At 36.2% G+C, this 13928-nt stretch carries 7 protein-coding genes; 6 read left to right on the top strand and 1 reads right to left on the bottom strand.

Annotated features, from left to right (window positions below):
• Window positions 1-81 precede the first annotated feature (81 nt).
• From WC614_03460 to WC614_03450, 3 genes are all read left to right on the top strand, one after another.
• Window positions 82-1668, top strand: a complete 1587-nt coding sequence (locus tag WC614_03460; protein MFA5032058.1) for a hypothetical protein — start codon at window positions 82-84, stop codon at window positions 1666-1668.
• A gap of 65 nt (window positions 1669-1733) precedes the next feature.
• Complete coding sequence (locus WC614_03455) at window positions 1734-3278, top strand: T9SS type A sorting domain-containing protein (protein MFA5032057.1); 1545 nt, start codon at window positions 1734-1736, stop codon at window positions 3276-3278.
• Between the two features lie 127 nt (window positions 3279-3405).
• Window positions 3406-6609: a T9SS type A sorting domain-containing protein gene (locus tag WC614_03450; GenBank protein MFA5032056.1), complete on the top strand. Its 3204-nt coding sequence runs from the start codon at window positions 3406-3408 to the stop codon at window positions 6607-6609.
• A gap of 79 nt (window positions 6610-6688) precedes the next feature.
• Here the strand turns inward: WC614_03450 and WC614_03445 are convergent, their stop codons facing one another.
• Window positions 6689-8971 carry a T9SS type A sorting domain-containing protein gene (locus tag WC614_03445; protein ID MFA5032055.1) on the bottom strand — a complete coding sequence of 761 codons (2283 nt, stop codon included), beginning with the start codon at window positions 8969-8971 and terminating at the stop codon, window positions 6689-6691.
• A gap of 318 nt (window positions 8972-9289) precedes the next feature.
• Between WC614_03445 and WC614_03440 the strand changes: the two genes are divergently transcribed.
• Genes WC614_03440 through WC614_03430 form a run of 3 tightly spaced genes read left to right on the top strand, consistent with a single transcriptional unit; the run spans window position 9290 to window position 13901 of the window.
• Complete coding sequence (locus WC614_03440; GenBank protein ID MFA5032054.1) at window positions 9290-11338, top strand: adenylate/guanylate cyclase domain-containing protein; 2049 nt, start codon at window positions 9290-9292, stop codon at window positions 11336-11338.
• A 2-nt stretch (window positions 11339-11340) separates the two neighbouring features.
• A complete protein-coding gene (locus WC614_03435; protein ID MFA5032053.1) occupies window positions 11341-12834 on the top strand; it encodes a tetratricopeptide repeat protein in 1494 nt (497 codons plus the stop codon).
• On the top strand, window positions 12825-13901 hold the full coding sequence (locus WC614_03430) for an N-acetylmuramoyl-L-alanine amidase (protein ID MFA5032052.1): 1077 nt from the start codon (window positions 12825-12827) through the stop codon (window positions 13899-13901). Before WC614_03435 ends, WC614_03430 begins: the two co-directional genes overlap by 10 nt.
• Window positions 13902-13928: the final 27 nt, after the last annotated feature.

Raw genomic sequence — 13928 nt, 5'->3', positions numbered from 1 at the left:
TGATTTCAGTATAATTTCATAAAAAATATTGACAAAACGTTAAAATGTTTATATATATAAGTCATAGACAATGGAAGGAATATGAAAAGATTGTGTTTTGGGATATTTTCAGGAATAGTAGGTATAGGCATATTCCCGTTTAATTCTTACGGGATGCAGAATCTTAAAATAAACAATGCTAATTCGGCTACGATAACTACTGCCAATACGTTCCATATAACAGGAGAGTTTGAACCCGGCAGTCATATTGCAAAAGCGACTCTTTATTACGATGCAAATGCTAATGGAACTTTAGATTCAAACGAACACTGGATATCAAAATTCAAGTTGATAGACGGGAACTTTGACGATGAAGATGAGACGACAAATGGCTCAATAAATAGAATATGCGACCCTATTACAATGACAGGCGATTTCGTTTTATATGTAGAGGATAATGGAGTATCGGATACCGTATCCATACACGTTCCCCCTATGCCATCTTTATTGACGGTATCCGGCGTAGTAACCGAACCGGCAAACACACCGAATATTTGCGTAACAGCAATGTTAGCGTTAGACGCGGAAGATAAAAGAGAATGTGTATATTGCGATTTCACGGACAGCACGGGAGCGTATTCAATAGCCTTCCCGGAAGCTTTAAGAGATTCAACAATGTGGTTCTTTGCAGGAGATGTACTAGGGATTCTACCCCGTAATTATATAAGCAGTCCGGCAGTAGGTGTTTGGATTGCAGAGGCGCAGACAAGAGACTTAGCAATGTACAAGTTATCTTTGGATACTACATACACAACAAAACAATATACTGTAGTATTTGGTGTTTTGAGAGACGATATAGGCAATCCCATTACAGAGCCTGTTCACATAAGAGGAGGATTAGCGGGATCGTCTGGATCTTATGGCGTATTAACAACAACCGATTCGAGCGGATATTACAATTATATTATAAGAAAACAGGGACCTGCATATTATCTCACAGAGACAATTATTGCAAACCAGTTTTACCCCGAATACCTTAATCCTTTACGCAGAATAGCTACTTTTATGGTTGCCCCCGTACAAATAACTAATAACCTAACTGCTTATCGGACAACGGATTCTATTCGTGGGTTTGTTTACAAAGATGGGTATCCATATAAGGGCGCACAGATTGACATCGGAGTTATTGAGCCTAACTGGGCATCGGCAGGAACATATACAAGAACTTACAGCAATGGTCGTTATACGGCTTATATTAATGGGACATTCATTACTTATTCCGCAAAAATCTCATCTAAAAGTATTCCAAATGGCTATAAAGTAAAAGAAGAGAATGGCGTAACAGCCAGCCCGGGAAGCGCCGGAGTAAATTTTCATCTTATAAAAACATCCGTAGAAGAAACTCAGAGGATAAAAATCAAGTGTCTCTCTATCCAACCTAATCCGTTTATTCAAAAGACCGTTATCCGTTACTCCTTAATCGGAACACATAACAATTATAAAATTGACAACTCAAAATTAATGATTTACGATGTATCAGGTAATAAAATTATGGAACTTGTACCGGAATATTCGAAGAATGAGAATTCTTATTCTGCTTTGTTACCAACCAATAAAAAAATGCCGGCAGGAATATATTTTTTAAGAATCGGGAACTTTAATCCGATGAAACTTATCAAACTTAAATAAGGGGGTGCAGGAAAACATAATTGTCAAAGCATGAAAAGATAAAACAAGTAAAAAAAGGGGGAAAGATGAAAAGACTTTGTATGAAAAAGGTGGTTTTGTGTTTAGGCGCCATAGCATTATTCTCATTCAACACCTATGCTATGCACAATTTAAAAGTAAACAACTCTACCTCGCTAACAGTAACAACCTCAGACACTATTCGTATAACAGGGAACACTGAATCTAATGGCGCATCAGCAAAAGCTGCTCTTTATTATGATGTAAATGGAAATGGAACTATAGATGGAAATGACCATTGGGTATTAAAGTTCAGATTAATAGATGGTAATTTTGACGATACGGACGAAGCCAAAAACGGAACAATAAATATAACACGAAAAACTTTTACAATAACGGGTCATTTTGTTTTACGTGTTGAAGATGGTGGAGTATCCGGAACCGTTGCAATACAGGTTAATCCTATTTCTTCTTCTTGTTCCATCTCGGGAACAATAACTACACCGGCAAATACCCCAAATATATTTATAGGAATAATGGATACAATATATGACGAAGAAGTATTATATGGAGCATTTACAAATAGTTCGGGAGCTTATTCAATAGTTTTACCGGCTGTTTTTAAAGACTCTACAGTTACAATGTCTTCAATGGATTTGGCAGGCATAGTTGGCCGTAATTACATAAGTAATCAAATAATTCCTTTTGAAGTTACAGGAGTAATGACAGGTAAAGACCTTGCGCTTACAAATCTCACTAATGATACTACTTTTGTCTCCGGAACTGTAAAGGATGATGCCTCAAATCCAATTCCCGACACTTTCCAGATAATAGGAGGTGTATCGGGAACGCTTGGAACATTTGGCTTATTTACAAATACCAACTCAAGCGGATACTATAATTATATTATAAAGAAACAAGGCCCCGCATATTATCTCACAGGTGCCAACCTTCAGGACCAGTTCTATCCTCAATATTTAAATCCTTTATACAAAAATGCTACTTTTTATGTTGCCCCTTTATCAATAACTAATAATATAACTGTTTATCGGGCAACGGACTCCATTTGTGGATTTGTTTATAAAGATGGACTCCCCTATAAAGGAGCACAAATTGATATCGGAGTAGCCTATCCTACCGGACTAACCGCAGGAACATACACAAAAACTTACAGTGATGGGCATTATACAGCATATGTCAGCGGCGCATTAACTACTTATACTGTAGGCGTTGCCAAAAAAAGCATACCTGTCGGTGACACGGTTGAAGAAGGTCCTAGCGTAAATGCAAGTCCAGGTGCAACCAATGTAAATTTCCACATCAGAGTAGGGATTGAAGAATCAAATAAAGTTTCTATATATCCCATTATAATTCAACCGAACCCATTCGTAAACAATCTAAAATTTGAATTACCCCATCAAAAAATGGCAGGGAACTTATATATTTATGACATTACCGGAACCCAAATAGAAGCGCTTATTCCAACATATTCTTCTAACGGCATATCTTTTAACCTGTATACAAATAGCAAGAAAATGCCTGCAGGCATATATTTCTACTCCCTCAAAACACCAAATAGAACCTATGAAGGGAAACTCATAAAAGTACATTAATTAACAAAAAGTACAAGGCGGGCAAAAAAATTGCCCGCCTTGTTTTTAAGGAGGTACTATTTAAATATTTATGTTTTCCTTTGTCAAGTAATACAAACCCGTCTAACTATTTTCAACAGGAGGTAGCATGAAAAAACAGTATTTTCTTGGTTTATTTCTATTAAGCTTTATTATAATATTCTCTCCTCAAGTTTATGCTGCCGGCTACAACACTGTATATGTTGATTCTGCGATTGGCAGTGATAGTTTTGATGGGTCGGTTTCCATTCATCAAGGTGGAATTGCCGGACCAAAAGCGACCATTCAGGCCGGCATAAATGCAACAAATTCCGGAGGAATTTGCTTTGTAGCGAAAGGAACTTATCATGAAAACATTGTTCTAAAACCAGAAGTACAATTAGTAGGCGCAGGGCCTGATTTTTCAGTTATAAGTTCTCACGGCACAGTTATAAAAGGTGGGAACCCCGTCCAAGGAACTGGAAATACAATTGTCAACGGCTTTAGAATAATAAAAGATGATACTGCCACCTCAACTTTTGGATATTTTGATTCTCTTTATGTTACATTCGTAAGAAATGTTTTTATAGGACATTATGTAGCTATTCATTGTATGAATAATGGACACCCCACTATTCTTAATAACACCATTCTTAATAGCACTGCGCACGGCATAACCTTTGGAACAAATGGAGCGCCAATTATAAAAAATAATATAATTTCCAGCAATACGAATGGCATTTCCTTTTATAGCGGAACTACACCTCTAGCAGACATAGGTTTTAACGACTTGTGGAACAATGGCATGAACTATAATGGCTATGGGTTTCAAGATACTGTAGGTGCTAAAGGCAATATATCCCAAAATCCTTTGTTCGTAGACACAACCGTAAAAAATTTCCATTTACAACCGAGTTCCCTGTGTATTGATGCGGGAGACCCCGGTTTAGGCAATAAAGACCCCGATGGGACAAAAATAGATATTGGAGCTTTCTTTTTTAATCAGGACACAACTGCTCCATCCGCTCCGGAAAGCCTTACGGCTAACGGGAAAAACCCTTCCACTTGGGCACAAAACCCTGTATTTGAAATATGTTATAAGGCGCCACCTGACTCCAGTGGTATAAAATCAGCATTATATAAACTTGGTTCCGCGCCTACAAGCAAATTTGATACTACCGGCTCATTCCATGAAAAACCCCCAATGTATGTTTCGTCACAACTAGAAGGCACAATTCCTTTGTATGTATGGTTGGAAGATGGCGTAGGAAATATAAATTTCAATAACTATTCCATAGTTTACTTAAGGCGAGACACAACAGCGCCAACAAGCTGCAATATCTATGCCTTACCGGATACAATTACTACACCTAATTTTATAGTTAGGTGGTCAAAAGGTATAGATTCAATGTCCGGGCTTTTGAATTCCTACTGTGTAAAAGTAAAAAACGGTAATGGTAATTGGAATATTTGGTTAGGAAATTATCCTGACACTTTTGCTATATTCAACGGATTAAATAAACATATATATCATTTCTTAGCATATACTTTTGACAGCGCAGAAAATATCGGGCCTGAAAGTTTCCCGGCTTGTAGTACTTTTCTTAATATCTCCAGCGGAGATACCACGGCACCTGTAACACCTGAAAGTTTGGAAGTTGTTACCAGAGATGGTGAGGTGTATATCTATTGGAAAAAAGTAATCACTACCGACTTGAAAGGGTACAATGTTTACAGCAAGACAAACGGTGATTCTATTTTTACCCGTATTAATAGTCATATTATCACGGGGAAATGGTTTCATGATAAATCACTTTTTAATGGCACTAAATATTGGTATGTAGTTACTTCTGTAGACGCCTCCGGTAATGAATCTAACTTTTCTGATTCCATAGCCGCAATCCCCGCTGATACTTTTCCCCCTCGTAGAGTATCTGAATTTAGAGCAAGTCTTTTATCTAACAACGGAGTAAAGCTAAGCTGGGTCAAATCAAGTAGTTATGATTGTGAAAAATATAATATATATTCGGATAACGCATCCGGAACCATTAATTATACTACCCCAATTGCTACGGTTTTACACCCGGACACAATATGGATACATTCCCTTACTATGGATACCACTTATATGTTTGGTTTACGAGCCGAAGATATAAGCGGGCACGAAGAAAAAAATGAAAACGTAGTAGTTACTGTGGGAACAATAACCGATACCAATAAGGTAAAAGTAAGAATCCTTGCTCCTTATTCCGGGAAACGAATAAGTGGGAACAGAGTTACTATTTTTGCTGGAACACTTTTCTGGAAACCTCAATGGTGGCAAGAAATTAAATGTGTACGATTTGAATACAAGTCCGTAGATTCCGCTAACTGGAAACTAGTTCCTTCGGCATATTCTTTATTTACTAATCCTGATTCTTCCTGGCCATATTTTGCTTTATGGAACTTGTCAACTTGCCCCGAAGGAGATTATAATTTAAGAGCCGTAGCAATTGATACATTCAATGTGTCAGATGCTAACCCTTCCGGCATAATAATAACTATTGACAATAAATACCCGGATGAACAGGAATTCTGGGGAATAACAAAAATTGCCGCACATTCAAAACGGGAAACAGTAGAAAGAATGGCTTACAATGTAATGACTCTCGGTAGTGAATCTGAGAATAATATAACACGAATAACTATCCCTGAACTTGCTCTCGAAGAAAATACAAGTCTTGTATGCGTAATAAAAGACCCATCTGAATCGCCACCTTCAAATCCTTATTTATCCACAGACATATTCAGACAAATCTGGCTCGAGAACGGCCAACAATTATTACTCGGCGGACTTAAAAGTGATATTTCCATACCTTATGTAGATACTAATTTGAGTTTCCCGGAAACCTCCTTATGGATTGGAAGATACAATGGCACTAGTTGGGACCCCATAGAATATACAATTGATACGGCATCAAATATTGTTTATGGTAGTTCTAATGCTCTGGGAACTTTCTTCTCTTTGCTAGGCCCGGAGACAGGAGTCGAAGAGACTGATTCGAAAACTGCTATAAATGCTTACAAATTATTTCGGAGTTCGCCAAACCCATTTTCTTACGGCTCAATTATTAGTTATCAGATCCCTATCGAAACTAAAATATCCTTAAAAATATATGATATAACAGGCAAATTGGTAAAAACGCTTGCAGATAAGACTTGTAAACAAGGATATTATAAAGTTCAATGGGATGCCACGAATACAAAAGGAGAAAAAGTATCCACAGGTATTTATTTCTATAAGTTGTCTACCGATAATTTTACGGATGTCAAGAAAATGGTAATAGTGAAATAAATCGAGTCTATTTAGGAAATATCTTTGAGAAACAGGGACAGATTACAATCTGTCCCTGTTTTTATTTACTATTTGAAAGCTAAATCCTTATTACTTTTTTCGTCAATATGTTATCCCCTGCATCAAGACGGATAAAATATACACCCTTGCCTAGTTTCTTACCATCCAATTCAACCCGTTGATACCCGCTTTTTATTTCATCTTTAATAATTTCCCTTATACATCTTCCGCTTAAATCATATACCCTTAACTGCACTTTTTCTTTATGCGGCAGCATAAAATCAATAATTACGGATTTCTTAAAAACCGTTGACAATACATTGAGAGAAAACTCTTTCTGTGAGGTTTCCTCTATGCCGTTGAGATTTTTATAGAGGGTTACATTGAGATTAATTACTTCTTCGTTTTCAACAAGGTCTTTCGTAGAGAAAACCACATACCAGTCATCCTTTGGACAAACAAAACTCACATTCCCGGAATCCACATTATGACTAATTTCAAATGCCTCAAAAGCAGAACCACTCTGGTATGCCGCAAAATTAACGCTATTGCATATAAAAAATTCAATATTTTTTGCAACATCTACGTAATGTCCGTATCTCTGTTGGTAAGTGCGGTTATTCAATTCATTAAAACCTATAGTTTTTCCGCGAATTATTTCCTGGGAAACACCAAAATTAACGTCAATCTTATAAAACTTAGTAGTATCGGTCAAAACACCCTGGGATGCATTTATAGTAGGCTGAATCGTAGTTGCGCCGACCAGAGAAGGACATATCCAGTTATAATGCTGTCCGGCAACGGAATTAGTTATTATCTTTGCATAACCACTACTCGTATTAGGATAACATCCTCTCGGAGTGGCGGTTACGTTGATATAGTAATCTATTCCTTCTCCCAATAAGAAATCTACTCTCCCATCAGAATCAGTAACTCTTTTATCAATTAAGGTAAACTTAGTGCTGTCATAATAATATGAAGTAAATAAATATACTCTCGCTCCATCGAATAGCCGTCCCAAAGAGTCCTGAGCAATAACCGTTAGCGTGCAATGCTGGGAATATCGAGGCGTAACATCCCATGTATAACCATTTCCCCTATAGTTATATACGTCTCTAAATTCCCATCCCCCTGCTTCATAATGCGCAGTAGAATTAACATAATTATTTATAGGTTCCCATCCACGCCAGTCAGTATCGTACCACTCATTCCATGTGTGGTCCCGTGTTACATCGTTAGGGGTACCGGCAGGTATTAATGATGCTCTCGCCGCAGCCGCAGTTACGACTGCCCATTCGCCGCATCTCCCTCTGTGCATATGATATTGTCTAACAGGTTGCCATGCCCTTTCATTAGCCCACATATCGCCTGATGCGGAATTAAATACCATTACATCGTTTACCCACTTTGTGATTTTCCCGATAGCTCCGTTATTATCGGAAACATCGACTTTATTGTTATATAAGATTTTTTCTCCTATGAGTCTATCTTTTAATATCGGAGAAATAGTTCCTGCATATATCGTATCGGAAGGTCCATAACCGCTCCATACTGTTTTTTGTGCAGTGTCGGGATAATTAAAATAATAATCTCTCCAGAATTTTCCGGTTGGCGGAGCAGCTTCTCCTGTGCCGTAATGGCTTGGGTCTGCAGCATAAGGATTTATGTAAAATGGCATTTCATAAGTTATGCCGGGATGCACGATATGCCAGTAATATATATCGCGTGGAATCTCTATTTCAGTCGTGTCCTGGTCATTGTTTGCTATTTTATATTTTGCCGTCGTATAGTCGGAATATTCCACAAGGCGAACATAATCAAGCGCACTGTCATTTTTGTAGATAAGCTTTACATTGTCGGTAAATATGGTAGGATTGCTCATATGATGCTCCAGTACTGCCGAATCAACATTTGCAATTACAAAAGCAAGCTCGTCCTGCCACGGGAAAGGAGTTGCCAAAATAATCGTCCCGTAAGTATTCTGGCACTGAGCGCTCATACGGGCAAAGTTATCCCATAACTGTATTTTAAGCCACTCCGGAACTGCTGCAATTGCCTGAAATACCGTAGAAGTAAGATTATTATCCGGAAGAAATTCCGTTATTCCCGTACTGTCAATTTTTGCATAATAATGTCCGTTGTTTCTTATTCGCCCGCGGAAAGAGCAAGAATCCGTAAAAGACCAATTTTCATCTGTTTTTGATTCCCGTGAAAACAATTTATTCTTTTCCGAGCGCGGGATATTACCCCTAACAACATCTTTCGTTACATCCCCTACCAATCCTGTTGATACAGGATGTTCAACATATTCTACCTTTTGAATAGATCCCATTTGTAAAAACATAAAAAATAATAATGTCATTCTTTCCTCCTATATTATAATTTTAAGATTTTTCAAGAAAACTTATAGCGTAAGGGTGATTTAAATACATAATTTTGTCAAGCCTAAAAATGATAAATGTCTTTATTGCAAAAATCCCTTATAAATTATATTATATTTTCTATCTCTCTCTGCCATTATTTATTTTGTACTATAAGAAAAGGCTTCAAACCATTCCTTTTTTGCAGGAACGAAAAATTTGTTTATCCCTTTATACTTTTGCTTGATAGCGTGTTCCCTGGGATAGAAGATTCATTTTTTAAGTTGACTATTCATATATATGATTTACCATAAAGAACTATGTCTTCAAAAAATATTAAACGGAATATTAAAAGCAACTCTTCGCCTCAAATTCAGCAATTAACATCCCAAATTAATGCATTAAAACGTTATCTTCCGGAAAGAGTTGTAGAAAAAATCCTTTTAAATCCTTCTTCTGCAAAGGTAGAAGGCGAATTTAGATTAGTTACCGTTCTGTTTGCCGATTTATCCGGATTTACACATTTAACTGAAGAATTATCCAAAACAGTTTCTGAAAAAGGCTATACGGCAAGTGGCAAAAAAGGCGCAGAAGAAATAACGGAAATTGTTAATACCTATTTCACCCAAATGCTAAATATTATACTAAATTATGGCGGCACTGTAGATAAATTTATGGGAGATGCAATTATGGTTTTGTTTGGCGCACCAGTATCTCACGAAGACGACCCTGAAAGAGCGATAAAAGCCGCTTTAGATATGCAATCGGCAATGAAACCTTTTCAGAAATTGAAAACATCCCGAGGGGTATTTTCTTTGCAAATGTCCGTAGGAATAAATACGGGATTGGTTGTAGCAGGTAACGTAGGCAGTGAAAAAAGGATGGAATATACTGTGATGGGTGATAATGTCAACCTTGCCTCAAGAATAGAACAACAAGCAAATCCGGGAGAAATTCTAATCAGCAAATCTACCTGTGAAAAAGTTAATGAGATATTTGAAATTAAGCCACTGAAGCCCGTAAAAGTAAAGGGAAAATCTCATATGATTGAAATGTACAAAGTTCTGGGACTTGCACGAAATTATCCTGTCCGACTCAAACAACTTCAGTTGCAAATGGTAGGGAGAACAAGAGAATTAAACTCGTTAAAACAACTATGGAAGGAAACATTATCCGGTAACGGGCAAGTTGTATCCGTAATAGGTGATGCTGGCATAGGGAAAACAAGATTGATTTACGAATTTAAAAATCAGGTTTTTTTACCTTTACCCAAAAAGAAGAAATCACAAAAAATGGAACATCCTGCTAAGGGCATAAAGGCAATTACTCGCCAGGATTTATTATGGCTTGAAGGTAAGGGATTGTCTTATGGGACTTCTATGTTATACTGGACTATTATAGAAATATTTAAAAACTTCTTTAATATATCGAATTCCGATTCTAAAGAAAAAATTAAACAAAAAATTCATTCCAAAATGCAAAGCCTTTCCGAGATGGATAAACATATTAATAAATATATACCTTTTATGTATAATTTATTCTCCATAAAAGAAAAAAATAGCATATTAGACCAACTTGATGCGAAAACCATAAAACAAAACACGTTTGATGCAGTAAAAAGCTGTCTCTTTGCGCAGGCAAAAAAAACTCCCATAATAATAGTTTTTGAAGACTTCCACTGGACAGATGGTGTATCTTTTGAATTATTAAAATATATATCCAGACGAATAGAGAATATAAATATTTTTATTTTGTGCAGCTATCGTAAATCCGATTTACCTGCTCCCGATTTTATCAGAATAGGCGGACAAGCAGGTTTCAGCATTACAAAAACCTTGAAACAGGGAATTGAAAAATACTATAAAGAATTAGCCCTTTCAGAATTATCCGAAACAGAAAGCGAGACATTCAGCAAATTAATACTTAAAACCAATCAATTAGCCGTAGAATTAAAGAAACTTATAATAGAACAATCCGGAGGCAATCCATTATATGTTGAAGAATTATTGAATTCGTTAGTAGAAAATGAGATATTAAAAAAACAATTTGGTCATTGGCAGTTAAGCACCAAAATATCCGAACTTAAAATTCCCGATTCTGTTGAAGGAATAGTAATGTCTCGTCTGGATAATTTAGACGAAAAAACAAAAGATACCCTTCAAACAGCTTCCGTTATAGGCAAAAATTTTCAATACACAATATTGAAAAATATTTACCTGCCAAATGGAACATCCCGCCAAGGCAGCGATAGATTTGATTCTGATATAAAAGAATTAGATAATAGTATCTCGATACTTACAGAAAAAGATATAATATACAAAGAATCCTCATTATACAATTTGCCTAACAGGATAAATAGACCGGAATAAAAATGAAAGACAAAAAAATGAAGCGAAGCGACAGCTCGCCACGACGGCGACAAGAATCCCAAATAAATGGAATATCTCGCTATGGCGACGATTATATATTCAAGCATCCATTAACTCAAGAAGTTGCTTATAATAGTTTACTATTGAAAAGAAGAAGCCAATTACATGGCAAAATAGCCCTTTGTATAGAAACAGACCATAAAAATGAACTTGAAAAGTTTTATGGCTTACTCGCTTATCATTACTCGAACTCCACGGATAAGAAAAAAGCATTACATTATCTTTGCAAAGCAGGGGAACAAGCAGAAAAAATGTATGCAGGGAAAGAAGCTATGGATTACTATACTCAGGCTTTATCTTTGCTTGATGATAACTTGTCGGGATCCTCTCTCGAAAACCTTTTATGGAAAAACATTGAATTAAAAATAAATCTCCTATCCAATCGTGGGACTGTCCATAGACAGTTTTTTGGAAACTATAAAGAAGCGCTTAAAGATTATGAAAGAGCATTAAAATTATCTAAAATTATTAAAAATAAATACTGTGAAGCAATGTCCTTATCTAACATAGGAAGCGTTTTCAGAAGACAGGGAAAATATGAAAAAACTCTTTCTTATTATGAAAAAGCTATGAATATTTTAACCGCTGGCAGGCATTCTAATAAAACGAACAGGAAAGACTACAAAATAATTGCCAGTCTTTTCAATAAGATAGGTGTAGTTTATGATGATATGGGAAATTCGGAGACTGCACTCTCTTTTTATCAGAAAGCCCTTAATGCAAGTAAGAAAATTAAAGATAAACACATTATGGCTGCCACATTAGGAAACATTGGAATTATATACGACAACAGAGGGAATTATGAACAAGCATTGAAGTATTATAATGAAGCTCTTAGTATTGAAACAGAACAAAAAAATAAGCGGGGGATTGCCGGCAATTTTGAAAACATTGGTATCGCGTATAATTTGATGGGAAATTACCAAACGGCATTATCTTATTTTGAAAAAGCTTTTAAGGTGTTTGATGAGATATCGGACAAATCTGAAATAGCCTTCTGTCTTACAAATATTGGAAATGCTTATTATAAACTTGAACAATACACTAAGGCGCTTGAATACCAAAAAAATGCTCTTGAAATAAAACAGGAATTGGGTGAAAAATGGGGAATCGCTAACTCATTAGATGAAATCGGAATGATATATCAAAAATTAGGCAACCTTAAATTAGCTGTTAATCACCATAATCTGGCGTTAAATATAGCGAAAGAAATAGGCGCAAAAGCAATTGAAGCTAATATCCTTATAAATATCGGCATAATTCAATCCCTGCAAATACAAAAGAAAACTTCTTTGCAAAGGAACAAATATGGAACATCTCGCCACGACAGTGATGCTAAAAAACTCATAGAATCAGGCATCGAAATTGCAAAGGAAATAGGCAATCAGGAAGTAATTGAATATGGGAACAATGCCTTAAAAAAACTATGTGCATAAAACTAATATTGCTTCTTGTTGTAAACTCTTCTTTTACCTTTAAATATGAGAATAACTCATACCCGATAGACAATAAAGCCGTTGAAAAATTTTCATATTTTAAACTAACAAGTTTTCAACCGGCACTTAATTTTGATATATCAGTAGACTCTGTTTTCCAACGATATACAATAAAGTACCGGAACAAAAACATTACTTTGGTTAATAATAACCCCTGGATTAAAATTGAAAATGAAGTTGTTAATTCTCCCCTCTCTCCACAAGTTATTGATAAAAATCTTTATATCCCTTTCCCTGTTTTAAATGAATTATGCAAATATTTTCTGGATAAAACCGTTTCCATTGCAGGCAATTATATAGTACTTTTTGGTGAAGAAGGAAGACACATAAAAAGGATTGTAATAGATGCCGGGCATGGAGGCAAAGATCCGGGAGCTTTGGGATATGCAGGATTACAGGAGAAAGCGGTAACTCTTGAGGTTGCAAAAATGGTCGCAGAAAAGCTATCTTCAGAAAATGGCATCAACTGTATCCTTACCCGGGAGATAGACACTTTTATATCTCTCGGGAAAAGGGCTAAAATTGCAAATGATGCTGAAGCTTCTTTATTTTTATCCATACATTGTAATGCCGGAAAACGCAGAAGCGCAACCGGAACGGAAATATATTTTCTATCTCCTGCTAAAACAACCTGGGCAAGAGCAGTAGAAGCAAGAGAAAACGCATCTTTACAATACGAAAACAAAGAAGATCGTAGCGAATTACAGTCTATATTGTGGGATTTGGCTCAAACGGAATTTCTTAAGGAATCTAATACCCTTGCAAGCAAAATAGTAGATGGCATATCGAAATCTAATAATATAATTAACCGCGGTGTGCTACAAGCTAATTTCTGTGTGCTACGTAAAGTTTATATGCCTGCTTGCCTTGTAGAAATTGAATTCATATCAAATCCGGAAATGGAGAAAAAAATGAAAACAGATGAGTTTAAGTCAAAAATCGCGACTGATATTGCAAATGGAGTAAAAGAGTTTAAGCAGTGGTATGAAATGAAAGTAGATAATTAAATATCAAGTTTGTCCTCTGTAAGTATT

The organism is bacterium, assembly GCA_041649255.1.
Taxonomy (GTDB): domain Bacteria; phylum Hydrothermota; class UBA3073; order JACQXS01; family JAQTXJ01; genus JAQTXJ01.
The sequence above is the reverse complement of the archived record's forward strand: the minus strand, read 5'-3'. Positions and strand labels throughout refer to the sequence as shown.